Genomic DNA, 25,279 nt, shown 5'->3' with positions numbered 1-25,279 from the left:
CCCCGCCTTCGGGCCGTTATGAATCACCGTCGCCACCAACACGCCCACGCTGTAATCACCGTTCAGAGGAGAGGAATCTTGTGGGATGGGATTTGCCTCCTCCCTGGCTTCATACGTGCCGATGGTTCCCCACGCTTGCATGGTTTTCGGCTGACCCGAAGCCAATATCCTCCAAAACCTTTCTTCCTTCAAGGCCATTTAGGGGGATGGGGAAATGCAAAGTGCAAAGTGCAAAATGCAAAGTGCAAAACCGGAGGGGACGGAGGCGAGGGGAGAAAAGGTGGCGTATTCACCTTCATATACTTCATAGGGTGGTTTAGTTGTAAGAGGCGGGGCCTGCACGGGGCAGTAAGCTTTGCTGGGGTTCATCTATGGCGCCAAGGTTGCAAAGGGGGAAATGCAAAGTGCAAAGTGCAAAGTGCAAAGTGCAAAATGAAAAATGCAAAACCGGAGAATTGTCGCAGGCGAGGGTGCAAAACGGTGGGCATCAGTCCTAATTGTTAATCCCTGCCGGATTGATATGGCTTCGGCGTCCCCGCCGAAGCCTGTTTGATGACGTGGACACTTAGGAGACCTGCCGCGGGGGGGCACCCAGAGCGAGCTGGTCTATTGGGGCTGGGACAAAACCAAAATCCCCATCGTGCCCTTGGACCCCGACCAGCTCTGGGAATACGACCCGGCCACACCCCGCTACTACCTTGACCGCCACCGTGACCTGCCCCCCGAAGTCGCCGCCGTGGTCCAGCAGGCGGCGGCAGCCACTGCGGCTCAAGGATCATCCTCCTCGTCAGCCCGGTGACCGTCACGGCCTCCCAGTAGGTCTAGGCGGCGCAGGTGAACAACCCTCTTGAGCAGGGCGTCAAGGGTGTCGTCCACGATCACGCCCCCAAAACCGCGCCTTGTCGCCTCAGCTAGAGGCGATTCCTGGAGGTTACCCGCCATAGCCTTGTCAGGTGGCGTGTCGCTCAGCAGCGCCCTTGTCACCGGCCACAGTCTGGCAGCAGGCACAGGTGACCGACCTTCCTCCCGCGCGGCCTGAGCGCGGCTGATTCCTTCACCCCGTTTGTGCGGGACAGCCGGTTGGGTTCACTCCCACTTGTCGCGCGTCTCGTTTGTCTCGTTCAATGCGCCGTCGAGTTTGTCCACCGCCAAACTGATTTCGATTCCGTAGTGAGCGACGAACTCCAATTTGCGGTCGCGCTCCGCGAACCGGATTGTCGCGAGTTCGTAGTAACGGACTTTCTCCTTCACGTTGACTTTGGAGTCAGCGACGCCGCCGAACGACAGTTGCCGCGCTTGCCAGCGCCGTGAGGCAGGTTGAAGCACCCAGCATTTCAACGTGAAGGTTCGCGCCGTTGCGTCGAACGCGATTGAGTCGGCAGTGAACCTCGCGTCGTGGAGCGTTGCAGCGAGCGACTTCAACTCGACCGCGTTGGTTATCCGAGTGGCCATAGTCGCACTCATTACCAAGGCCAGTGATGCCAACCAAGAGGCGGACTATCAATGTGTGGACGTGGCACACCTCCACTTCCAGGAATCAGGTGGAAGTCGAAGCGAATGACGGGCGGTTGCCCTGGAACTCTCAATTGCAGTATCCCGCCGCTGCCCATTCTTCCACCGCCAAGCACGCCTTCAACCATGATTGACTGATGGCCCAGCGCAACGAACTCGTAAGTTCCAACCGCAGCGGCAGCGGTGGCGCAGACGGTGGCAACACCAACCGCGGCGCGAGTTCCGTAATAGGGCACTGGGCCGGCATCCTGGGTTTGTCCGAAGATGCCGCTGTCGTAAGCATCATCGATTTGATTCCAGTCCCCGGCGAGCGCACCACCGAGCGCCTGGCCGATGGAGTTGGCCGAGTCATACCAGCTTTCGGTGAAGCCGCTGTTGAACCACGTCTGGAGATCCCACCAATCACCGTAGTCGAGGCCGTGAGGGTCAACGAACCGAATTGGGTTGTTTCCAACAAAAAGGTAGCAGTTCGGTCCGCCAGCAAGCGGAGAAGGTCTTCGCCCTCGGAGTAGTTCAAACCCCGGTTCGCCCAAGGGGTCTTGATTTGGCCACCGGCCGGTAGAAGGGTTGTAATACCTGTGGCCGTAGTAGAGGAGGCCGGTTTCCCAGTCGTGGTATTTGGTGGAGAAGAGAGGGTTGAAGGTCTGGGAGAGGGGGCCGGTGGCGCGGAGGAGTTCGCCAAAGGGGCCGTACTCGTATTGCGCCACCAATAAGCCATCCGCCCCCCGCACATACCCCATCACATTCCCATTCCCATCATAAAACGGAAAATACACCCCCGCATCCGGCCCATGATGAATCACCGTTGCCAGCAACCCGCCCGCGTTGCAAGCATCGTTCAGAGGAAAGGAATCCTGCGGGATGCTATTTGCCTCCTCCGTTGCATCAAACGCGCCTATGGTTCCCCACGCTTGCATTTGCTTCAGGCTGACTCGGAGCCAATATCCCCCGAAACCTCTCTTCGTTCAAGGCCATTTATGAGGAGAGGGAAATGCAAAATGCAAAGTGCAAAATGAAAAATGCAAAACCGGAGAATTGTCGCAGGCGAGGGTGCAAAACGGTGGGCATCAGTTCTAATTGTTAATCCCTGCCGGATTGGTTGGGCTTCAGCGGGGGCCGGAGGCGGCGCGCGGGACGCGTGCGCTCCCCGAGACCAATGCGAAAGGCAAGATGCAGATGGGGAAATGCAAAGTGCAAAGTGCAAAATGCAAAACCGGAGAATTGTCGCAGGCGAGGGTGCAAAACGGTGGGCATCAGTCCTGATGGCTAATCCCTGCCGGATTGGTTTGGCTTCGGCGGGGGCCGGAGGCGGCGCGCGGGAAGCGTGCGCTCCCCGAGAGCAGAGGGGGCAGTGGGGACGGGTGGGCTGCTGAGGGTGGTTTTGGGGTGGAGGGATGCGCGATGCGGCTTGACCCTGAGCGGCAAATTAGGGACACAAGAGGCCGCAAGCACCGGCATGAGTAGAAAAGCAACTCCAGGCGTATGGTTTTTTGGCGTTGGTGTCTGGCTGGCGGGACTGGCCGCGGGCTGGGCCGCCGCCTGGCCGCAATTCCGGGGGCCGCAGGCCGCGGGAGTGGCCGCCGGCAGTTTTCCCACGGTTTTTGGGCCCAAAACCAATGTGCTTTGGGTGGTGGAGGTGCCTGCCGGACATTCCTCGCCGTGCATTTGGGAAGATTATCTTTTTTTGACGGCGACGGAGGGGGAGCGTCTGTTGACGCTGTGCTACAATCGCCGCGACGGCCGGGAATTGTGGCGGCAGGGGGTCGTGCCGGAGAAACCGGAGCGGGGCATGGGGGCGATGGCGTCGCCCACGCCGGCGACGGATGGGCGGCGGGTGTATGTGTATTTTGGGGCGTTTGGGCTGGTCAGTTATGATTTTGCGGGCAAGGAAATCTGGCGGCGTCCCCTGCCCACGCCGGTGACGCAGCACGGGGCGGGGGCCTCGCCGGTGGTGGCCAACGGGGTGGTGGTCATCAACCGCGATGCCGATGTGGACGCCCATTTGCTGGCAGTCAGCGCCGAGGACGGCCGCACGTTGTGGGACGTGAAGCGGCCCGAAGCGCGCCGGGGTTTTGCCACGCCGTTGTTGTGGCCGGCCCATCAACCGGAGCTGGTCATCCTGCCGGGCACGTTGCAGCTTGCGGCCTATCGGCTCAAGGACGGGGCGGCGGTGTGGCGGGCGCGGGGTCTGCCCAATGAAATGGTGGCCTCCCCGATTTTTGGGGAGGGCCTGTTTTTTGCGGCGGGATGGACGCCTGGGGCGGGGATGCCGGTGTTGCCGGGTTTCGACGAATTGCTGGCGCAGGGGGATCAGGACAAGGACGGGCGGTTGACGCGGGAGGAGGCCCCCCAGGGGACCGCCCGGCGCGATTTCACCTATGTGGACGCCGACAAGGATGGTTTTTTAACCCGCAGCGAGTGGGAGTCCATCAGGGCCATTTACGAGAAGTCGGAAAACGCCCTGCTGGCGGTGCGGCCCGGCGGGGAAGGGGACGTGACCGCCACGCATGTGGCCTGGAAACAAAACCGCGGGCTGCCGTATGTGCCCACGCCCCTTTATTATGAGGGCCGGGTGTATCTGGTGAAAAATGGGGGGCTGTTCTCCTGTTTCGAGGCCCGGACGGGGCGCGCCCTGTATCAGGAGGAGAGGCTGGGCGCGTTGGGGGATTACTACGCCTCGCCGGTGGCCGCCGGTGGCAAAATTCTGGTGTGCTCGCAGGCGGGCATGGCGGTGGTCATCAAGGCGGGCGACACGTTGGAGGTGCTGGCGCGCAATCCGATGGGCGAGCGGATCATGGCCACGCCGGCGATTGTGGACAACGTGCTTTACTTGCGCACCCAGGGCAGGCTCTACGCCCTGGGCGAGCCGCGTGAGTGATAGCAGGCGGGCAACGCGGGGGGCGTTGGCGGCGGCGCGGGTTCAGTGGCCGTCGTTTTTCACATACAACCGCCCGGGCAACTGGCGGGCCAGGCGCTTTAACTCCAGGCCCAGCAAGGCCACTGAGACCACAGAGGCGGGCAGACCGCTGCGATAAATCAGATCGTCCACCGGCGTTTCCTCGGCGCTGAGCAGGCCCAGGATTTTTTGCTCTGTTTCCGTCAGTTCCAGGAGGGGCAGGACGCCGGTTTCGGCCGGGGAGGGCGGGCGGTTGGAGGCGGGAAAAAGGTATTCAAATTCGCTTAAGATATCCTCGGCGTTTTCGCAAAGTTTCGCCCCTTTTTTGATGAGCTCATGGCAACCCTTGCTGCTGGGGGAGTCCACCCGTCCGGGGACGGCAAACACCTGGCGGCCGTAGTCGGTGGCGAAGTGGGCGGTAATCATGGCGCCGCCGTTGAGGCCGGTTTCCACCACCACCGTGCCGAGGGTCATGCCGGCAATGATGCGGTTGCGGATGGGGAAAGTTTGCTTGTCCGCAGGGCGGTTAAACGGGAACTGGGTGAGCAAGGCGCCGTTGGCCGCGATGCGCTCGAAGAGCTCCTGATTTTCCGGGGGGAAAACCAGATTGATGCCGGTGCCGAGCACGCACACGGTGCGCCCGCGGGCGTTCAGGGCGCCCAGATGCGCCGCGGTGTCAATGCCGCGCGCCCCACCGCTGATGACGGTGACGCCGACATAGGCCAGTTGGAACGCGAGTTTTTTGGCCGTCTCGATGCCGTAGTGCGTGGCGTGGCGGGAGCCGACGATGGCCACGGCGTTGCGATCCTTGGGCAGGAGCTGGCCTTTGACATAGAGGACCAGGGGCGGGTCGTAGATTTCCTTGAGCGCGGGCGGGTATTCGTCGTCTGCGCTGGTCACCAGCCGGCAGCCAAACTCCTCGCAGCGGCGCAACTCGGCCGCCAGGTCCACGGTTTTTTCCCAGTTGACGATGGCGCGGGCGGTTTCCTCGCCGATGCCATGGACCTGCTGCAACTGGTGAAAGGAGGCGCGCAGGATGGCTGCTGGCTCGCCAAAATGCTGGAGCAGGTGACGCACCCGCACCGGGCCAATGCCGTCCAACAGGTTGAGCGCCACCAAGGCTTCCCGGTTGTCCATGCCCCGCAGGAATACGGGATCGCTTGTCAGGCGGCAAGCGCAAAGGAAAGGGGAAGGGCCGGCGCGGGGAGGCTCAGGCCCGGCTTTGCAGCATTTCGGCGGCATGGCGGCGGGCCGCGGCGCCTCCGCCCAACATGCGGGTCAATTCCTCGATGCGGCCGGCGGTGTCCAGGCGCTCGATGCTCGTGACTGTGCGGCCGCCGGCGGTTTCCTTGGTGACGCGATAGTGATGGGTGGCCGCGGCCGCCACCTGCGGCAGATGGGTGATGCACAACACCTGATGGCGCCGGGCGATGTGCGCCATCTTGGCGCCCACGGCCCGGGCGGTTTCGCCGCCCACGTTGGCATCCACTTCGTCGAAAATCAGGACGGGCACCTGGTCCTCCTCCGCCAGCACCGTTTTAAGGGCGAGCATCACCCGCGCCATTTCGCCGCTGGAGGCAATGGCCCGCAAGGGCCGCGGCGGCTCGCCCGGATTGGGCGCAAACTGAAACTCCACCGTATCCAGGCCGGACAGGCGGGCGTCAGCGATCCCCGCCGTGGTAAGGGCGGCTTCCAGGCGGCTCTCCTTGAAGCCCAGGTCTTTGAGCTGCGCGGCCACGGCGCGGCAGAGTTTGGGGATGTGTTGGTGACGCAGGCGGGTCAGCTCGGCGCCGGCGCGCTGCAAGTCTTTTTCCACCTCGGCCAGCTCGCGGTCCAGGCGCGCCAGTTCCACGTCGCGCTGTTCAAGCTGCCGGAGTTCCTCGGCGGCCTGGCGGCCAAACTCGAGAATCTGCGCCACGGTGGCGCCGTATTTGCGGCGGAGCGAATGGAGGAGATTGAGCCGTTCCTCCAATTCCTGGAGGCGGGCGGGGTCCAGCTCCAGATGATCGGCATAATGCCGCAGCTCGCGCTGCAAATCGTGCAACCGCTCCACCACCTCATGATGGGTCTCGGCCAGTGGCGCGGCGGTGGGGTCGAGCCGTTGCAGCTCCTGCAGGGCGCGCCCCACGGCGCCCAGCCGCGAGAGCACGGCCTCGTCACTCTCGGCCAGCGCTTCGAGCGCGCCCTGGGCCAGCTCGGCCAGGCGGGCGGCATTGCTGGCGCGGGCGTGTTCGGCCGCCAGGGTTTCCTCCTCCCCCGGCTGCAGGCGGGCGGCGGTGATTTCGTGGACTTGATGGCGCAGCAGGTCCAGCCGCTGGGCATAGGTGCGTTCATCCACAATGAGGGCCGTCCTGGCCGCCTGCAGCTCCTGACGGCGGCGCAGTGCGCGGGCAAAAGCCTGGCGCTGAGGCTCCAGCTTGCCAAAGGCGTCCAGCAGCTCGAGCTGCCGCGCCGGCTGCAGCAGGGATTGATGCTCATGCGGGCCGTGGATGTCCACCAGCCACTGCCCCACCTCCGCCAGCGCCGCGAGCGATGCCGGGGAGCCATTGATGAACTGGCGATTGGCCCCCGCGGCGGTGAACACGCGCTTGAGCAGCAGCTCGCCGTTTTCGCACGGCTCCAAACCGTTTTCCGCCAGAAAATCCGCCAGCGGGGCGCGCAGGCGGTCCACGGAAAACAGCGCCTCCACCACGCATTGCTCGCAGCCGGCGCGCAACAGCGTGCGATCCGCCCGCTCCCCCAGCACGAGGTTGAGCGCGCCGATGAGCATGGACTTGCCGGCGCCCGTCTCGCCGGTGATCACGGTGAGGCCCGGCGCCAGCTCGAGGGTGAGGTCCTCGACCAGCGCCAGATTCTTGATGCGCAACGTGGTGAGCATCCCGGATAATCTCTCTGCGATTGTGGGCGGAGGCTGCGCGCCGGGCAAAGAAAAAAATGCGCCAGCGCCACGCTCAGGCAAACTGGCGCGGGCCGGGAGCTGATGCGGAAAGTCCGTCCCCGGCTATTGCTTCCGGGCTTGCGTGGCGGGGACGGACGGGCAAACATGGCGGCATGCAAGCCACCATGATGTGCCGTTGGTTCGCCGGGTTGTTGTTGGGCTGTGGGCTGGGTTTCGCGGTGACGCTGGACGCCGCCACGTATCATGCCTATGTGGGCAGTTACACCGGCCCCAAGAGCAAGGGCATCCAGTACTTTCAATTTGACGCTTCCACCGGCCGGCTGAGCGGCGGCGCGCTGGCGGCGGAGGTGGCCAATCCCACGTGGCTGGTGGTGCATCCTTCGCGCAAGTATTTGTACGCCTTAAGCGAAGTGGGCGGCGCCCAGGGCGGCGGGATCACGGCCTTCGCGCTGGAGGCGGCCAGTGGCCGGTTGACACGCCTGAACACCCAATCCAGCGGTGGCAACGGCCCGTGTCATCTGGCCGTGGATCGCACCGGGCAATGTCTGTTGGTGGCCAATTACGGCTCCGGCAGTGTGGCCGCGCTGCCCATTCGCGCCGATGGCAGCCTGGGCGAGGCGGCCAGTTTGATACAACATCAAGGCGCCAGCGTGAATCCCCAGCGCCAGAAAGGGCCGCATGCGCATTCGGTGGATGTGGACCCGGCCAACCGCTTTGTGCTGGTGTGCGATTTGGGGCTGGACAAGGTGCTCACCTACCGGCTGGAGCCGGCGAAGGCTCTCCTTGCCCCGGCTGAGCCGCCGCATGTGGCCACGGCCCCGGGGGCGGGCCCGCGGCACCTGGCGTTTCATCCCAATGGCCGGTGGGTGTATGTGATCAATGAATTGAACAATACGGTGGTGCAGTATGCCTACCAGGCGGACAAAGGCTCGTTAACTCCCTTGAGCACCATTCCCACCCTGCCGGAGGGTTTCACGGGGCAAAATACCACCGCAGAAATTGCGGTGCATCCCAACGGCCGGTTTGTCTATGGCAGCAATCGCGGGCACGACAGCATTGTGGTGTATGCCGTGGATGCCAACACCGGGCGGCTGACGCTGGTGCAACATCATCCCAGCGGCGGTAAAACGCCGCGCCACTTTGCGCTTGATCCCTCCGGCCGCTGGTTGTTGAGCGGCAATCAAACGTCAGGCAACCTGGTGGTGCTTGCCGTGGACAACGCCACCGGCCGGCTCAGTGAGACGGGCCACAGCGTGGAGGTGCCGGCCGTGTGCGTGCAATTTGTGCCGGCGCCTTGAGCGCAACCGGCCATTCGCGAGCTGCGCTCCCCATGCGGACGCTCTTCCTGCTCAGGCGGGGCGGCTGAGGGCGGCGATTTTGCGCGCCACCTCGCCCTCATCCACCAGCCGCGCAGCCAGTTCAAAACCCTCGGTCATGGTGCGCGCCGCCCCGGCCACGAAAAGCGCGGCGCCGGCATTGAGCAGGACGGCGTCCCGCCGCGGGCTGCGATCGCGTCCGCTGAGAATCTCCCGGGCCGCTGCGGCGTTGGCGGCAGGGTCTCCGCCCTGCAAATCTTCCAGCCGCGCCGGTTGCAAAGGCCACTGCTCGGGTGACCAGCGGCTCAGGGCGCGGGCATGTTCCTGGTAAAACTCGGCCACCACCGTCTCGCCCACGGTGGAGAGCTCATCCAGCCAGAGTTCACCGGCCTGGCCGCATACCACCATGCCCCGCCGGACTCCCATGTTTTGCAAAACGCGCCCCAGCGGCTCGCACAGCTCCGGGCGGGGCACCCCCATGAGCTGCGCCGAGGGCCGCGCCGGATTTAACAAGGGGCCGAGGAAATTAAAGATGGTGCGCTGGCCCCGCTCCGCACAGAGCTTGCGGGCCGGCGCAATGTGCCGGAAGGCGGGATGATAGCGGGGGGCAAAGAAAAACGCGAAGCGGTGCTCCTGCAGGCAGGCCACCGCCTGGGCTGGCGACAAATCCACCGGTATGCCCAGGGCCTCGAGCACGTCGGCGCTGCCGCAACGGGAGGTGGCGGCCCGATTGCCGTGCTTGGCCACGGCCACCCCCGCTGCGGCGCAGACCAGGGCCGCCATGGTGGAGAAATTGAGCGTGTGCGCCCGGTCGCCGCCCGTGCCCACCACATCCAAAATGCCCTGCTGGCGCAGCTCGGGGGGCACCTCCACCGGCACCGACAAGGCGCGCAGCTCCAGGGCAAAAGCCGTGATTTCCTCGGGGGTCTCGCCCTTTTGGGCCAAGGCCATCAGGAAATCGGCCTTGGTTTCGGCGGCTTCATTTTCCCGGGTCAGAAATTGGACGGCGGAGCGGATTTGCTCCGGACTCAAACCCTGGCCGGCGCGCAGTTGTTGGATCAAATCAGTTAACACGGTCTCAAAATATCGCCCGGCGCGGCGTCTGCAATGCGGATTTTCCGTCCCGGTGGTGGGCCTTGCCGGGTTTCCGGGAGCGGCTCCGCCGCGGGCTTTACCGGCTTGCGGCGGTCCGGCCGGGCGCCGAAAAAATTTCCGAAAGTGCTTGCTAATTCAAAGATTTAGGCCAACTTTGCTGTGGATAGTGATAACCTGTCGCGTCCCAAACATGGTGAATCAGCAAGTGAACACAGTTGTTCAGTGATGATTTGAAACCCGGCGGTCGGGAACAGTTTCGGTTCAGGCAGGTTGCCCGTTAAAGTACAGTACAGTTCATGAGCACCAAACTCTTCGTGGGAAATCTCTCCTATAACACCACGGAAAACGATCTGCATGACGCCTTTGCCGCCCACGGCACAGTCGTCGAAGCCAACCTGATGGTGGACCGCATGAGCGGCCGCTCCCGGGGATTTGCCTTTGTGACGATGAGCACGCCGGAAGAAGCCCAGCGTGCCATTGAGGCGATGCATGGCGCCGCGCTCGATGGCCGCAACCTGACCGTCAACATCGCCCGTCCGCGCGAAGAACGCCCTCCGGGCGGTGGCGGCGGCGGTGGCCGTGATCGCGGGCCGCGCCGTGACTTCGGCGGGCGCCGCGGTAATCGTTATTAATCCAAGTGTCGCGCCGGTGGCGGGCCAGCCGCCACCGGCTTTTTCTTTTTACGGAGCCATGGCCCAATGGCAGGGCTCCTTTTTTATTTACCGGGGCAAAAAATCAAGGCCCTCCCGCCAGCCAGTCGCTGCCCGCAGACTCAAATCCAGCCAGTCCGCCACGCCCAAGCGGCGGCTGGCCGCCGCCCGCGCCTGGTGGTGCTCGCGCCTGAACCCGGTAACACAATGTTCGTCCGGGGCGTCCAATTCATAGAAGTTGCTTTTGCAGTCGCCGCGCAGCGAGTAAGTTAAGGCGAAGCCCATGAGAACTTTGGCCATTTGCGCAGGAATCATGCTGGCGCTGGGCGCAGGCCCGCTGGCCGCCGCGCCCAGCCCTGCCGAACGGGCAGAACGCCAGGCCCGCCGCGCCCAGGCCCGCGAAGTGGCCCTTTTGCTGCGTGAACTGAATCCGCGCGCCCCGCGCCTGGCCGCCGCCCAGCCGGCGCCCGCCCCACCCGCCCGGCCGGCCACCAATAAAACCGCCGCCCCCCCGGCGGCCGCGGCCCCCAAAGCCGCCGTCCGGCCGGCCACCAATGCGGCGCCGCCTTTGCCGCTTTCCGCGGCGAATCCCTACGAGGCGCCGCACCTTAAACTGCCCCTCACGCCGCTGGATGAAATCGTGCAGCGCCAATGGCAGAAACTGGGCATTACGCCGGCGCCGCCGTGCTCGGATGCGGTATTTGTGCGGCGGGTGTACTTGGATGTCATCGGCACGCTGCCCACCGCGCTGGAGGCCCGCGAGTTTTTGCTGGATCGCAACCCCAACAAACGCAAGCTCCTGATTGACCGGCTGCTGGAGCGGGAGGAATACGCCGATTATTGGACCCTGAAATGGGCCGATTTGCTGCGCGTGAAGGCCGAGTTTCCCATCAACCTCTGGCCCAATGCGGTGCAGGCCTATCATCGCTATCTGTACACCAGCCTGCGGGACAACAAACCGTATGACCAGTTTGCCCGCGAGCTGCTCACCGCCAGCGGCAGCAACTTCCGCGTGGGCCAGGTGAACTTCTACCGCGCCGTGCAGGATAAAACCCCGGAAGGCATCGCCCGGGCCGTGGCCCTGACCTTCATGGGCGAGCGCGCCGAGCAATGGCCGCCCGAAAAACTGGCGGGACTGGCCGGATTCTTTGCCCATCTCGGCTTCAAAAGCACGACGGAATGGAAGGAGGAAATCGTCTATTTCGATCCGCTCCTGCAACCCACCCAAAAAATTGCGGGGCTGGAGTTGAAGCCGGTGTTTCCGGACGGCACGCCCCCGCGCATCCTGCCCGCCGAGGATCCGCGCGAGGTTTTTGCGCGCTGGCTCACCAGCCCGCAAAATCCCTGGTTCGCCCGCAACCTGGCCAACCGCGCCTGGTTCTGGTTCATGGGCCGCGGCATCATTCACGAGCCGGATGATGCGCGGCCGGACAACCCGCCCTCCAACCCCGAGCTGCTGGCCTATCTGGAAAAAGAACTGGTGGCGGCGAAGTACGACATGAAGCGGCTCTTCCGCCTGATTCTCAATTCCCGCACCTACCAATCCTCGGCCCTGCTGCCCCAACCGCATCCCAAGGCCGCCGAGCAGTTTGCCTACTACCCCATGCGCCGGCTGGAGGCGGAAGTGTTGATTGATGCGCTCAACCAAGTCACCGGCACCACCGAGAAATATTCCAGCCCCATCCCCGAGCCATTCACCTTCATCCCGGAAAACCAGCGCTCCATTGCGCTGGCCGATGGCAGCATCACCAGCCCGTTTCTGGAGCTGTTCGGGCGCCCGCCCCGAGACACCGGCCTGGAGCTGGAGCGCAACAACCGCCTGACCGCCGCGCAGCGCCTGCACCTGCTCAATTCCAGCCACATTCAGCGCAAGCTCGAGCGCAGCCAGATGATTGCCTACCAGATGCAGGGCAACCGGCCCCTGCGCGAGATCATCAGCAATATTTACCTGGGCATTCTTTCCCGCTGGCCCACGGAGAAGGAGCTGCGCACCTTCGAGCAATACGTCCAGGAATCCGGCCTCAAGCCCCGCGATGCCGCCCTGGACCTCTCCTGGTCGCTCATCAACAGCAGCGAGTTCTTATTCCGACATTGAACCGCGGCGCGGTCCGGCTGACATTCATTCCCCCCGCCATGCTCCAAAAATCAGGCCGCTCAACGTGGCCATCAGGATGACCAGGCCCACGTAAGCCACCGTCTTGCGCGTGCCCATGATTTGACGCAGCACCAGCATGTTGGGCAGCGACAGGGCCGGCCCCGCCAGCAAGAGCGCCAGCGCCGGCCCCTGCCCCATGCCGGCGCCCAGCAAACCTTGCACGATGGGCACCTCGGTCAGCGTGGCGAAATACATGAATGCCCCCACCACGGACGAAACGGCATTGGCCGAGAGGGAATTGCCGCCCACCGCCTGCTGCACCCAGGCGGAGGGGATCAACGCCTCCTGCCCCGGCCGGCCCAGGAGAAAACCCGCGGCAAACACCCCGGCCAGCAGGAGCGGCAGGATTTGTTTGGCCAGGGCCCAGGTGGCCTCAAGCCACGGGCGGCCTTCGTCCGGATGCCGCAGGCACAGCCCCACCAACCCCACCGTGCCGGCCACAAACGCCGGCAAAGGGGTGGAGGGAAAAGCCCAGGCTAGGGCGGCCACCAGCCCCCCCACGAGGGCCAATCCGCCCCAGGCAAAGCCAAACCACCGCCCCAACACCAAAGCCAGCCCGGCCGCGCTCAGGGCGGTCAGCCGCCATTTCCAAGCATGCACCGCCGCCCACAGTCCACCCTCGCCGGCGGGTCGTCCCCAGTTGGCAAAAATCAGCACCGCGGCCAGCAGCGCAAAAAATATCGCGTTCTGTATGAGCGGCCGGCGTGTCTCCGGCGCCGGCATCTGGGCGGCGGCCGCGGACCGCGCCTGTTCTTCCCGGCGAAACAGCGCGTGCATGGCCAGGCCGATGACAACACTGAACAGCACCGCGCCCACCGCCCGGCCCGCTCCCAGAGGCCAGCCCAAAATGCGGGCGGTCAGGACCATGGCCAGCACGTTGATGGCCGGGCCGGCATAAAGAAAGGCCACCGCCGGCCCCAACCCCGCCCCGCGCTGCCAGATGCCCCCAAACAACGGCAGCACCGTGCAGGAGCACACCGCCAAAATGCCGCCCGAAACCGAGGCCACCCCATAAGCCAGCGGCCGGGGAGCGGCCGGCCCCAAGTAGCGCATCACCGCCGCCTGATTCACAAACACGCTGATCGCCCCGGCGATGAACAGCGCCGGAATGAGACACAACACGACGTGCTCGCGGGCGTACCAGCGAGTCAGCGCCAGCCCCTCCCGCAGGGCCTGGTCGAAGCGGGCCTCCCCCACCGGCAGGAAAAAGCAGAATAGAAACACCGCCACCAGGGCGGCGAGTATCTTCAGCTCGCGCCAGCGGGATGCGGATGCCTCGGATGAGCAAGTTAAGGCGGCCATACGTGGGCTTGGCGTTCGGTTGTCTGGCTTGATGGGCGAAAAATCGCCGCCAAATTATCCTTGCGGCGGCTGAGCTTCCATGACGCATTGCACAAAATGGATTACGCACGGCATGGCCAGGCGGTAGAAAACCTGCGTGCCGCGCTTTTCATCCTCCACAATCCCGGCGTGTTTCAACACGGAAAGATGTCGCGAGACGGTGGGCATTTCCGTGCCCACCAGCTTTGTCAGCTCACACACGCAACGCTCGCCCTTGGCCAGCTCGGTGACCATGAGCAGGCGGCCGGGATGGGCCAGGGCCTTGAACACGAGGGCGGGACGCTTAAGCTCCGCGGTTTTAAGCGAGACAGTCATGGTTCAAATAATTAGCTAAATAGCTAATAATGTCAACTGTTTTCGCCCTGATGCCTCCCCCCAAGGGGCAGAGAGGGGGGGTGCGATTTCGCCCTAAAGTGTTTGCCCCAAACTGCCGAAGAGGATGCAGGGGCGAATTATATCAAGCCCCGCGGCATGAAGTGTCATCGAAAAAGAAGTGGTTTGAGGTCCCAGGCGTCCGTATGGACTTTAAGTCTGGGTTTGGTTTGCCTCCCGGCAGGGTTGCCGGGAGCGGAGCCCCATGCCGTGCCCTCAACAAACGTCCCGAGTGCGGCGTTGCTGGGGCTGGAGCTGGAGCAATTGTTGCAATTGCAGGCGGGTACGGTGGAAGGGGCCTCCCGCCGTCGCCAGCCCAAGGGGGAGGCGCCGTCGGCCGTGACCCTATTAACCGCCGATGACATCCAAAAGCACGGCTGGCGGACGCTTGCTGACGCTCTGAACAGCGTGCCGGGCCTGTACACCACCAATGACCGGGATTATTGGTATTTGGGAACGCGCGGTTTCAACCGGCCCGGCGACTACAATTCGCGCTACCTGCTGTTGCTCAACGGACACCGCCTGAACAACAGCATTTACGACAGCGCCCCCATCGGGCCGGAGTTTCCGGTGGATTTGGATTTGATCGAGCGCATCGAGGTCATCCCGGGGCCGGGGGCGGCCATGTACGGCAACAATGCCTTTTTTGGGGTCATCAACGTCATCACCAAAAAAGGCCGTGACCTCGGCGGCGCGGAGGCCTCGGCGAGCATGGGCAGTCATGTGGCCGGGCACGGGCGGTTTTCGTATGGCCAGTTTTTTACCAATTCCGGGGTGGAGCTGCTTCTGAGCGGAGATTATGGCTATGATCCGGGGCCGCGGCAGTTGAGTTTCACTGACGCCGCCGGCAAGGTGTGGACCTCCCGCCGCCAAGATTATGTGGAAACGGCGCGATTTTTGGGGGCGCTAAGCTGGCGTGATTGGTCGCTGAACGCCGCCTTTAGCCGTGCGCCCAACGGCATTCCCAGCGGCACTTATGCCAGTGATCCTGGCGATCCGCGCACTCAATGGGAGGAACAGTATGGCTACTTGCAGGTTAAGTGGGACCATTCCTGGGGGGAAGACCGCCGTCTGCAGGCGCGCAGTTTCTACAATGACTATCGCTATCGGGGGTGGTATCCCTATGGGGGCATCTTGACCATTGACCAGGCCATAGGCCGGGAATACGGCGTGGAAGCGCAGTTTGACGCCCGGCTTTGGGACCGCCACCTGCTCACCCTGGGCACCGAGTTCCATCATCATATCACCCAGGACCAAAACTACTGGGACGAAACGGGCGTTACCTACTGTGACGATCACCGCAGTCATTGGCTGTGGGCGGGGTTTGCCCAGATGGAATGGGTGCTGCGCCGCAACCTCCGGCTTAACACCGGCGGCCGACTGGATTATCATTCCTGGCACCGCTGGGAAGCCAACCCACGGCTGGCCTTGATCTATCAGCCTTGGCAGCGTACCACCCTCAAGGCACTTTATGGCACGGCCTACCGTGCGCCCAATGTCTTCGAGATGTACTATCAAGCCGATGACGGTTACACCATCAACCCGGCTTTGCGTCCCGAAACCATCACGACTTATGAGCTGGTGTGGGAACAGCGGCTGGCGCAACGGCTGACCCTGCGCCTCTCCGGCTATCACTACCGGATTCACGATCTGATTTCAATGGAGCCCCAACCCGGCACCGGCCTGCTGCAATACCAAAACCTTGATCGGGTCCGTGCCTCCGGTCTGGAAACCGCGCTGGATTACCTCTTCGACAACGGCTGGCGCTGGCGTGCCAGCTACGCCCTGCAGCGCAACCGTGTCCGCGGCCAAAGTTTGGACAACTCGCCACAACACCTGGTCAAAAACCACCTTTCCATTCCCCTCTATCGGGATCGGTGGTGGTGGAACATTGAATGCCTTTATTCCAGCGACACCCAGACCGGGATGCCGGGGGTGGAGGCCAATGATTACTGGCTGCTTAACATGACCTTGTGGAGCCGGCCTTTCGGGAAAAACTTCGATTTTTCCGCCAGTGTCTATAATGTGCTTGGACACAAGTACGCCTATCCGGTGGGGGATGAGTTTTGGGTTAATTCCGGCCCGCTCATGGAATTTTCGGGGCGCGAATTCCGGCTGAAACTGACCTACCGCTTTTAACCCAACCATGTCCTGGCGCCGCCACAAGGCCCATTGGTTCGGCCCCGCCCCACGCCGGAGCGGGTGGTGGCTGCTGCTCAGCCTGAGCGCCTTCTTCAGCCTGGCGGCGGAAAGTGAGCTGCCCCAGCCCACCGAGGCGGAATTGAAAGCGGCCGTGGTCTATCAAATCACGCGCTTTGTGGAATGGCCCGCGCCGCCGCCCACCAATGCGCCGCTGGTCATTGGCGTGGTGGGCGAAGGCCCGTTGATCGCCGCCCTGGAGCAACTGGCCAACGCCGCCCCCGCCTCCCTGGGCCGCGCCTTGACAATCCAAAAACTCCCCCCTAGCCTTTCGCGCACCAACGCTGCCAAGTGCCACGTGGTGGTTATTGGCGAGCAGGTACCGGAGCGGGCAATGACCACCATGCTAGCAGACCTCGATGGGCAGGGCATTCTGACAGTGAGTGCGTTGCCGGACTTTTGCCGCAAAGGAGGCATGGTCGGTTTGAATCTTAGCGATCGCCGGGTCCAAATTGAAATCAACCTCAACGCTTGTGAGCGCGCCCGTCTGCGTCCCAGCTCCCGGCTGCTGCGGCAGGCGAAAATTGTGGCCGGGCCGACTCCGCCTTCCCGTTAGCCCCTATGTCCGCCCTGCGCTCATGGTTTTTGCAGTTGCCGCTGGCCCGCAAGCTCGGCGGGCTGACCATGGCCACAGTGTTCTTGGCCTTCGTGGCGTGTTTGGCCGCGGTCATGGCGGCAGGAGTCTATTCCTTCAGCCAGGAGGCGCAGCGGCGATTTGCGGCGCTGGCGGACGTTCTGGCCCGGGAATGTACCGTGGCATTAGTGTTTGAAAATGCGCGGGACGCCCAGGATACGCTGGGCGCTTTGGCGCAGGACCGGGATGTGGAGGCCGCCTGGATTTTGACCCCCAAACGCAAAGTCTTTGCCGAGTATCAGCGCAACCCGGCCTCTCCCCATCCTCTACCGGAGCAGGCGACTTCCTCGGCGCTGGCCATGTGGTGGAGCCGCTGCCTGGTCATCGAGCGGCCCATTGAACAAAGCGGCCAGCTCCTGGGCCATGTGGTGGTGGCCAGCAGTTTGGATGCTTATGAGAAACTGCTGCTGCAGCAGGCGGGCTGGATGCTGTTGGGGATGGGGCTGGCCCTTCTGGCGACCGGGCTGGTCTTGCGCCGGCTGTTGCGGCCGGTCACGGCCCCCATCATGGAGCTGGCCTCCGTGGCCCGGCAGGTTTCGGAGAATCGCAATTATTCGGTGCGCGCCCGCGCAGCAGCCCCCGACGAAGTGGGCCAGCTTGTCCACGCCTTTAATTACATGCTCGAGGCGGTGCAGACGCGGGATGCCGAGTTGGAGCAGGCCCGGGCCACCTTGGAACAGCGGGTGCAGGAGCGCACCGCTGAACTGCAGCGCGAGGTTGTGGAACGCCGCCAGATTGAAGAGGAGCTGCGCCGCTCCGAGCAGCGCTTTGCCCAGATTTTCCGTTCCTCCCCCCTGCCGATTGTGTTGCGCGGCCTGGACCATGGGCGGATTTTGGAGGTGAATCAAAGTTTCCTCCAACTGTTTGGCTACCAGCGCGAGGAAGTGCTGGGGCGCAGCGTGGAGGAACTGGGCTTGAACGCCCGCCCCGCCCAGGTGAAGGAAATCAGCGAGAAGGCCCGCAAAGGCGGCCAGCTCCGCGATGTGGAAATCCAGTGGCGGGGCAAGGGCGGACGGGCCGGCACGGCCCGCCTTTTTGCGGAGGTTATCGAGTGGATCAAGGAACCCTGCCTGCTGGTCATGGTGTATGACACCACCCGCCAATCCAAGATGGAGCATCAACTGCGGCAGGCGCAGAAAATGGAGTCGGTGGGGCAACTGGCGGCGGGGGTGGCCCATGACTTCAACAACATTCTCACCATCATCCAGGCCAACGCCTCGCTGGGGATGAGCGAGCCGGGCCTGGACCCCGTGGTGAAGGATTGCTTGGACCAGATCAGCCAGGCGGCAGACCGCGCCGCGGCGCTCACCCGCCAGTTGCTGGCCTTCAGCCGGCGGCAGAACATGCAGGCGCGAGAGGTGGATTTGAATCAACTGCTGGTGGATTACGCCCGCATGTTGCACCGGGTGGTCACCGAAAAAGTGAAGGTCCAGTTTAATCTCACCCCCGAGCTGCCGCCCATTCATGCCGATCCCGCCATGGTGGAGCAGGTGCTGGCCAATCTGGCCTTGAATGCGCGCGACGCCATGCCCGAGGGCGGCACGCTGACCCTCGCCACCGAGGAAGTTGAACTGGACGAGAACTTTGCCCAGCATCATCCGCGGGCGCGGGCGGGGCGGTTTGTGCGCATGCAGGTGGCCGATACCGGCGTGGGCATTGCGCCGGATTTGCTGCCGCGAATCTTTGATCCCTTCTTCACCACCAAGGAAATCGGCAAGGGCACCGGCTTGGGCCTGGCGGCCGTGTATGGCATCGTGGACTTGCACGGCGGCTGGGTGGAGGTGGAAAGCGAAGTGGGCCGCGGCGCCACCTTCAGTGTGTTCTGGCCCGTGCATGACGGCGCCCGGGGCCTGCCTGCCCCCACCGCGGACCGGTCGGCCATTCGGGGCGGGGATGAAACCATCCTGCTGGTGGAGGATGAACCCGCCGTGCGCGGCATTGCCCGCCATGTGCTCAAGAAATATGGGTACTCGGTGGTGGAGGCCATCAGCGGCAAGGGCGCTTTGCGATTGTGGCCCGCCATTCAGGATCATGTGGACATGGTGGTGACGGATGTGGTGATGCCCGATGGCATCTCCGGCCGGCAGTTGGCCGAGGAATTGCGCCGCCACAAGCCTTCCCTGCCCGTGCTGCTGGTCAGCGGCTACAGCTCCGAGCTGGCCGGCGGGGACTCACCCTCCCTGCCCGGCTGCAAATTCATGGCCAAACCCTTCAAGCCGATGGAACTGGCCCGCGTGGTGCGCGAAATGCTCGATCAGGCCAAAGGTGGCAACGGCGGCAACGGCAGCCCTGGCGGCAACGGCCAGGGGGAAAACACCAAGAGCCCCTGACCGGCGGCGCCTACCAGACTGTCCCACCGGGGTGGGCCTGCTCCACCTGATTCACTCGAACAAATCCTTGTGGGCGTGAATGCGCGCCTGCATGTATTTGACAATGGGCAGTGCGCGCGCCAGCAGGTTTTTCTCCGTCTGTCCCCAGAAGGTGTCCATCGTCACCCGCGCCACCGCCACCACCTCGCCGTTGCGATCCCGCAACGGCATGAACACCGTGGCATCCTCCTTGCCCCATTGATGATAAATCGTGCCCCGGGCCAGGATGTCCGCCACGGCTTTGCTGCCGGGCTGCCCGCGCTCCTGCGGATTGGTGGAGGCAATCACCTGCGGCTCCTGCTGCCCGGGAGGAGCGGCGCATATCTGCAAGCCCAGCAGCCGCGGGTATTTCTTCATGGTGTCCCGGATGATCGCGTCCGCCAGCGCCTCCCGGGGCGTATAACTCACCACGGCATCGGCAAAGTAACTCACCGAATCCGACATCGTCCAAAATCCCACCTTGCCGCTCTTGAAGGTGTTGTCCGTGATGAAATTGCCCAGCGGCTGGCCGTTGAACGAACAAACCAGGCGGTTGCCCTTGGCTTCCACCTTCAACTCGTGCCACTGGTTCAGCGGCACCGGCACATTGTTGCCCACCGGCGGCGTGCGCCGCCCGTCCACCACCGCATAGAACCGCACATTCCCATCTTTGGCGTTGGCCCGCAGCACGTACATGTTTTTTTCATCCTGGGCGCGAAACACGATTCCAGCCATCTGCTCGTCCTCGCCCCCCACCACTTTGAAGCGCACCCGGAAGGTGAAATCTTCAAAACTCTCCCCCTCATACAGCAGCACCGGAAACCGCTCCTCGCCCTTGATGCGCGAGAGCTGGGCCAGCACCGGCCGCGTCCCGGACGCTGCGCTCCCGCTGGGCGACAACTTTTCCGCGTCCGGCCCGGCGTCACGCACGATTTCCCATTGGCCGGGCGCGCCCTGGCCCACCACCACGCTGCGGAAACCTTTGGGCGTTTCGCCCACCAGCGTGCCGGCAAAGTCAAATTTCAGCTCCGCGGCGGCGGCGGTGAACGCCAGCGCCCCGGTGGCGGCTGCAATGCAAAACCATTTCATCGGCGGCCAACATAGCAAATTACCCGCGCCGGACAAGGCGTGAATGGCAGGCCGGGCGCCACCCCCCGCCGCCGGCCGGTTCACCACTTCAAACCGTGGCGGTGGACCCGCAGATGCCATCCTTCCGCCCCCCCGCCCGCGGGCCCAAAACCACACCCCATGATTGACTCTAATGAAGTCTTGGGTTATGGTATAGGGCTTATTTGTTACAACAGAATTTGTAGCGGATACTCCGAAACGCATCTATGGCAAAACCTCAGGTGAAAAAGTCAGCCGCCAAAGCTGACGCCGGCAAGATTTCGTCCAAAAAAGAAGCCGCGGACCATGCCAAACTCGACAAGGCCAAATCCGCCAAAACCGCGCCCGCCCCTGCTGCCCGGAGCAAATCCTCCGCCGAGCCATCCCCCAAGCCCAGGAACTCCGCCCCCGCCGGCAAGCCCGCCAAAATCGCGGAGGCGGCGGAGGTGAAGGACAAGGCCAAAAAACCTGCCGCCCCCCAGGAGAAGACGGCTCCCCCCAAGTCCGGCAAGTCTAACGCGGCCCCAAAGCCCGCCGGGCAGGAACAGACGCCTGCCGCGGAGGCTGCCGCCGGGGAGGCTGGCGGCGGCGCCGATCTTTCAGGCGACGGCAAACAAGCCCAGACCTTGGATCTGGCGGAGAAGATCAAGGAACTGGTGCGCCTCGCCCAGGAGCAGGGCTACCTGACTTACAACGACATCAATGACGCCCTGCCCGACTCCGTGGTCTCCCCCGAAGAACTGGACGAGATCTACACCAAACTGCGCGGCCTCGAGGTCGAGATCGTGGACCAGGCCGAGGTGGACCGGGTCAAACAGCCGGAACCGGAGGAGGACGACGACAAAAACCGGCTGGACATTCTGGATGACCCGGTGCGCATGTACCTCAAGCAGATGGGCCAGGTGCCCTTGCTGACCCGCGAGCAGGAGGTGGAAATCTCCAAGCGCATTGAGGATGCCGAAAATGAGGTCAAGCGCATCGTGTACAGCTTTGGCTTCACCGCCAAGGAGCACATCGCCCTGGCCGAAAAGCTCATCAGCGAGCCCCCCAAGGAGCGCTTTGACCGCGTCATCGTGGACAAAAAGGTCGAGGGCCGCGAGCATCACCTCAAGGACTTGCGCCGCCTGGTCAAAACCGTCCAGGCCATGGACAAGGAGGTGGACGACAAATACCGCGAAATGGTGGCCGCCACCAACCCCGCCCGGCGCGAGAAATTGATGAAGGAGTTCAAAAAGCTCGACGCCCGCCTGCAAACCACCTTCCCCAAGTTTTACTACAAACAAAAGGTCATCGAGGAAATCGCCAACGTGGCGGAAAACGTGGTGGACAAGTTCCAGACCTGCCTGCGCACCATCCAGGAGCTGGAGGCGCAGAAGAAAAACCCGCAAATCCAGTCCATCCTCCAGGCCGAGCTGCGCAAAAAACAGGCCCTGGAGGAAATGGTGCGCATGAGCTGCGAGGAATACCTCGAGGCCTTCAAACAGTTGCAGCACTTCAACCGCAAGGCCATGCAGGCCAAAACCGAAATGGTGGAGGCCAACCTCCGCCTGGTCATCTCCATCGCCAAGAAATACACCAACCGCGGCCTCTCCTTCCTTGACCTCATCCAGGAGGGCAACATGGGCCTCATGAAGGCGGTGGAAAAGTTTGAGTACCGCCGCGGCTACAAGTTCAGCACCTACGCCACCTGGTGGATCCGCCAGGCCATAACCCGCAGCATCGCCGACCAGGCCCGCACCATCCGCATCCCGGTGCACATGATCGAAACCATCAACAAACTCATGCGGGTGCAAAAACAACTCGTCCAGGACTTCGGCCGCGAACCCACCCCCGAGGAAATCGCCGACGAAATGCAGATGCCCGTCGAGCGCGTCCGGGCCGTCCTCAAAATGGCCCAGCAGCCCATCTCCCTCCAATCCCCCGTGGGCGACAGCGACGACACCAATTTTGGCGACTTCATCGAAGACAAGAGCGCGGAAAACCCCTCGGACATGACCAGCTACAGTTTGTTGAAGGAAAAGGTCAACGACGTGCTGGCCAGCCTGACCGAGCGCGAGCGCAAGGTGCTCGAGCTGCGCTTCGGCCTGGTGGATGGTTACTCCCGCACGCTGGAAGAGGTGGGCAAGCAGTTCAAGGTCACCCGCGAACGCATCCGCCAGATCGAGGCCAAGGCCCTGCGCAAGATGCGCCACCCCACCCGCCTGCGCCAGTTGCAGGGCTTCCTCGAAACCTCCACCGTCATCTAGCCGGCGGCGCCACCGCCACCAGGCTCACCTTGCGGCGGGCCGCCAGCGCCTCCATCTCCGCGCGCTCCAACAGCAGCGAGCGCCCGGCCTCCACCGCCAGCACGGCCACCCCGTGCGCCGCGCACACCTCCACCGTCCGGGGGCCGGCGCACGGGATGTCAAAACGAAAATCATGGTGGGCCTTGGCCACTTTGACGGCCACCGCCCCCCCCTCCTTGCCCGCCAGCTCGCCCCCCCGCGCCAGGCAGGCATCCGTGCCCTCCCATCCCTCGACCGCCAGCACCGTCCCGCCTTTCACCACCACCGTCTGCCCAATGTCCAGCCGCGCAATCTCGCGCGCCATGCGATGGCCAAATTCGACATCTGCGGACTGGGCCCCGGACAAGGCCGGCCCCGCCAGATGTCCCGGCTGCGGGATGAGGCTTTGCAGCCAGGTCGTGGCCTCCACCAGCTCCACCCCCTCTTTGGCCAGCTCCTGGGCAATCGCGCCAAAGAGCGTGTGCGCGTTTTTCTCCTTGAGCCGCAGCAGCAGCGTCATCGCCCGCCAGTCCGGGCGCAAATCAAACAGATTTTTCGGCGCAATCTGCCCCACCATCACACACTGCCGCACCCCCCGGCGCGTCAAGGCCTCCAGCATCCTCCCCAACTGCCCCACCCGCACCCATTCCACCTCGTCCACCAGCTCCGTCAGCGCCGGATTGGTCTCCCCCTCAAACGCCACCGCCACCAGCCGCCGGATGCCCGCCGCCCGCGCCTCCCGCGCCAGCACCAGCGGCAAATCCCGGTTGCCGGCAATAATGCCCAGGGTGTCCAACGTTTGCGTCACGCCGCCAGTGTAATGCCCGGTCCCCGCCCTGTCATGAAGGAAACGCGGAACTCGGCAACCCCCGGCCCACACGGCCGGGGCCGCCCTTCACTTGCGCAGCCGCTCCACAAACCGCGCCATCCGGCGCATCGCCTCCTCAATCTGCTCCAGCGCCGTCGCAAAACAGCAACGCACAAACCCCTCGCCCGTCGGCCCAAACGCCCCCCCCGGCACGCACGCCACCTTTTCCTCCTGCAACAGCCGCACCGCAAACTCCTTGCTGCTCAACCCCGTGCTGCGAATGCACGGAAACGCGTAAAACGAGCCGCGCGGCAAATGACAGCTCAACCCCATGTCATTCAGCGCCTTCACAATCACGTTGCGCCGCAGCCGGTACTGCTCCCGCATCCGCTCCGTGTCCCCCCGCCCGTGCAGGATCGCCTCGATGGCCGCCTCCTGACTGATGATGCTGGCGCACAACATCGAATACTGATGAATCTTCATCATCGCCTCGATCAGCTCCGCCGGCCCGCAGGCGTACCCGATCCGGAAACCCGTCATCGCGTATGCCTTGCTGAAACCATGCAGAAATATCGTGCGCTCCACCATCCCCGGCAGCGCGGCAATGCTCACATGCTCCCCCTCGAACGTCAGCTCCGAGTAAATCTCATCCGTCAACACCACCAGATTGTGCCGGCAGGCCACCTCGGCAATCTTCATCAGCTCCGCCCGCGTCATCGTCCCGCCGGTGGGATTGGTGGGAAAATTCAACACCAACACCTTGCTCCGCGGTGTAATTGCGCGCTCAATCGCCTCCGCCGTCACCGAAAAACCGTCCTCCGGCCGGCACGACACCGCCACCGGCACCCCGTGCGCCAGCACGATGCTCGGCGAGTAACTCACATAACACGGCTCATGATAAATCACCTCGTCCCCCGGATTGATCAGCGCCCGCAACGCCAGATCCATCGCCTCGCTCACCCCCACCGCAATCAAAATCTGCGTTTGCGGCTGATACTCCACCCCAAAACGCTCCGCCAGATGCTGCGCCAGCACCGTCCGCAACCGCGGCAACCCCAGATTGGAGGTGTACGTCGTCCGCCCCTTCTCCAGCGCGTAAATGGCCGCCTCCCGAATGTGCCACGGCGTGACAAAATCCGGCTCGCCCACCCCCAGGGAAATCACGTCCTTCATGCCCTGGACGATGTCAAAAAAGTCGCGTATGCCCGAGCGCGGAATATTGCGCACGTGCGTGGCGACATAACGTTGTGCGTCAAAATTTGCCATAACTCGCCGCCTGCCTGTCCCACGGCGTGGCCGCAGTAGAAACAACCCGCCCCAAATCTGCAATCCTAAATCTTCAACCCGCCCCCCGCACCCTTCTCCCCCCATGCCTCTCCCGCCACCCCCCCGTTTTTCATTTTGCATTTTGCACTTTGCATCTCCCTCTCTGCCTTTCCCCTCGGTCTCGGGGAGCGCACGCTTCCCGCGCGCCGCCTCCGGCCCCCGCCAAAGCCAAATCAATCCGGCAGGGATTAACCATTAGGACTGATACTCACCATCTTACACATCCGCCTGCGACGCTCCCGCTTTGCATTTTCCACTTTGCACTTTGCACTTTGCATTTCCCCCTCCGCATTTTCCCTTCGGTCTCGGGGAGCGCACGCGTCTCGTGTGCCGCCTCCGGCCCCCGCCGAAGCCATA

The 25,279-nt window shown here is 63.6% G+C and carries 20 protein-coding genes; 9 read left to right on the top strand and 11 right to left on the bottom strand.

Translation table 11 applies throughout. From position 1 onward, the window contains the following. The first annotated feature begins 640 nt into the window (after positions 1-640). Positions 641-799 carry a hypothetical protein gene (locus N3J91_10755; GenBank protein ID MCX8156910.1) on the top strand — a complete coding sequence of 53 codons (159 nt, stop codon included), beginning with the start codon at positions 641-643 and terminating at the stop codon, positions 797-799. Between the two features lie 287 nt (positions 800-1,086). Here N3J91_10755 and N3J91_10750 read toward each other — a convergent pair whose 3' ends face one another. Together N3J91_10750 and N3J91_10745 are read right to left on the bottom strand one after the other, a co-directional pair. After that, positions 1,087-1,452, bottom strand: coding sequence for a hypothetical protein (locus tag N3J91_10750; protein ID MCX8156909.1), 366 nt, complete (start codon positions 1,450-1,452; stop codon positions 1,087-1,089). Positions 1,453-1,463: 11 nt separating this feature from the next. Continuing rightward, on the bottom strand, positions 1,464-2,429 hold the full coding sequence (locus tag N3J91_10745; protein MCX8156908.1) for an RHS repeat-associated core domain-containing protein: 966 nt from the start codon (positions 2,427-2,429) through the stop codon (positions 1,464-1,466). A gap of 539 nt (positions 2,430-2,968) precedes the next feature. Between N3J91_10745 and N3J91_10740 the strand changes: the two genes are divergently transcribed. Further along, a complete protein-coding gene (locus N3J91_10740) occupies positions 2,969-4,390 on the top strand; it encodes a PQQ-binding-like beta-propeller repeat protein (protein MCX8156907.1) in 1,422 nt (473 codons plus the stop codon). A 42-nt stretch (positions 4,391-4,432) separates the two neighbouring features. Here N3J91_10740 and dprA read toward each other — a convergent pair whose 3' ends face one another. Both dprA and recN read right to left on the bottom strand, forming a co-directional pair. Then, a complete protein-coding gene (gene dprA / locus N3J91_10735; protein MCX8156906.1) occupies positions 4,433-5,545 on the bottom strand; it encodes a DNA-processing protein DprA in 1,113 nt (370 codons plus the stop codon). A 73-nt stretch (positions 5,546-5,618) separates the two neighbouring features. Next, positions 5,619-7,286, bottom strand: a complete 1,668-nt coding sequence (gene recN / locus N3J91_10730) for a DNA repair protein RecN (protein MCX8156905.1) — start codon at positions 7,284-7,286, stop codon at positions 5,619-5,621. Positions 7,287-7,459: 173 nt separating this feature from the next. On the opposite strand from recN, the gene N3J91_10725 reads away from it, so the two are divergent. Beyond that, on the top strand, positions 7,460-8,605 hold the full coding sequence (locus N3J91_10725; protein MCX8156904.1) for a lactonase family protein: 1,146 nt from the start codon (positions 7,460-7,462) through the stop codon (positions 8,603-8,605). A 51-nt stretch (positions 8,606-8,656) separates the two neighbouring features. Here N3J91_10725 and trpD read toward each other — a convergent pair whose 3' ends face one another. Beyond that, positions 8,657-9,697: an anthranilate phosphoribosyltransferase gene (gene trpD / locus N3J91_10720; protein ID MCX8156903.1), complete on the bottom strand. Its 1,041-nt coding sequence runs from the start codon at positions 9,695-9,697 to the stop codon at positions 8,657-8,659. Positions 9,698-10,014: 317 nt separating this feature from the next. Here trpD and N3J91_10715 point away from each other — a divergent pair, with 317 nt between their 5' ends. Next, complete coding sequence (locus tag N3J91_10715; GenBank protein ID MCX8156902.1) at positions 10,015-10,350, top strand: RNA-binding protein; 336 nt, start codon at positions 10,015-10,017, stop codon at positions 10,348-10,350. Positions 10,351-10,437: 87 nt separating this feature from the next. Here the strand turns inward: N3J91_10715 and N3J91_10710 are convergent, their stop codons facing one another. Beyond that, the gene (locus N3J91_10710) at positions 10,438-10,668 is read right to left on the bottom strand and encodes a hypothetical protein (protein MCX8156901.1); all 231 of its coding nucleotides are present in this window, start codon (positions 10,666-10,668) and stop codon (positions 10,438-10,440) included. Between N3J91_10710 and N3J91_10705 the strand changes: the two genes are divergently transcribed. Then, the gene (locus N3J91_10705; GenBank protein MCX8156900.1) at positions 10,652-12,463 is read left to right on the top strand and encodes a DUF1549 and DUF1553 domain-containing protein; all 1,812 of its coding nucleotides are present in this window, start codon (positions 10,652-10,654) and stop codon (positions 12,461-12,463) included. The genes N3J91_10710 and N3J91_10705 overlap by 17 nt on opposite strands. Before the next feature lie 24 nt (positions 12,464-12,487). On the opposite strand, the gene N3J91_10700 is transcribed toward N3J91_10705, so the two are convergent. Further along, a complete protein-coding gene (locus tag N3J91_10700; GenBank protein ID MCX8156899.1) occupies positions 12,488-13,825 on the bottom strand; it encodes a permease in 1,338 nt (445 codons plus the stop codon). Between the two features lie 54 nt (positions 13,826-13,879). Then, complete coding sequence (locus tag N3J91_10695; protein MCX8156898.1) at positions 13,880-14,179, bottom strand: metalloregulator ArsR/SmtB family transcription factor; 300 nt, start codon at positions 14,177-14,179, stop codon at positions 13,880-13,882. Positions 14,180-14,446: 267 nt separating this feature from the next. On the opposite strand from N3J91_10695, the gene N3J91_10690 reads away from it, so the two are divergent. The 3 genes from N3J91_10690 to N3J91_10680 are packed head-to-tail and all read left to right on the top strand — an operon-like array spanning position 14,447 to position 19,399. Then, the gene (locus N3J91_10690; GenBank protein ID MCX8156897.1) at positions 14,447-16,375 is read left to right on the top strand and encodes a TonB-dependent receptor; all 1,929 of its coding nucleotides are present in this window, start codon (positions 14,447-14,449) and stop codon (positions 16,373-16,375) included. A gap of 7 nt (positions 16,376-16,382) precedes the next feature. Then, entirely contained in the window at positions 16,383-16,991 is a 609-nt protein-coding gene (locus tag N3J91_10685; protein MCX8156896.1) for a YfiR family protein, read from the top strand. Between the two features lie 5 nt (positions 16,992-16,996). After that, positions 16,997-19,399, top strand: coding sequence for a response regulator (locus N3J91_10680; GenBank protein MCX8156895.1), 2,403 nt, complete (start codon positions 16,997-16,999; stop codon positions 19,397-19,399). Between the two features lie 51 nt (positions 19,400-19,450). On the opposite strand, the gene N3J91_10675 is transcribed toward N3J91_10680, so the two are convergent. Beyond that, a complete protein-coding gene (locus N3J91_10675) occupies positions 19,451-20,506 on the bottom strand; it encodes a DUF1080 domain-containing protein (protein MCX8156894.1) in 1,056 nt (351 codons plus the stop codon). 245 nt (positions 20,507-20,751) lie between these two features. On the opposite strand from N3J91_10675, the gene rpoD reads away from it, so the two are divergent. After that, on the top strand, positions 20,752-22,770 hold the full coding sequence (gene rpoD, locus N3J91_10670) for an RNA polymerase sigma factor RpoD (GenBank protein ID MCX8156893.1): 2,019 nt from the start codon (positions 20,752-20,754) through the stop codon (positions 22,768-22,770). Here rpoD and lpxI read toward each other — a convergent pair. Next, complete coding sequence (gene lpxI / locus N3J91_10665; GenBank protein ID MCX8156892.1) at positions 22,763-23,596, bottom strand: UDP-2,3-diacylglucosamine diphosphatase LpxI; 834 nt, start codon at positions 23,594-23,596, stop codon at positions 22,763-22,765. The two genes, rpoD and lpxI, sit on opposite strands and share 8 nt — an antisense overlap. 87 nt (positions 23,597-23,683) lie before the next feature. Continuing rightward, on the bottom strand, positions 23,684-24,862 hold the full coding sequence (locus N3J91_10660; GenBank protein MCX8156891.1) for an aminotransferase class I/II-fold pyridoxal phosphate-dependent enzyme: 1,179 nt from the start codon (positions 24,860-24,862) through the stop codon (positions 23,684-23,686). Positions 24,863-25,279: the final 417 nt, after the last annotated feature.

Source organism: Verrucomicrobiia bacterium (genome assembly GCA_026414565.1).
GTDB lineage: Bacteria > Verrucomicrobiota > Verrucomicrobiia > Limisphaerales > Fontisphaeraceae > Fontisphaera.
Note: the sequence above shows the minus strand (reverse complement) of the source record. Positions and strands in the feature narration are given on the sequence as shown.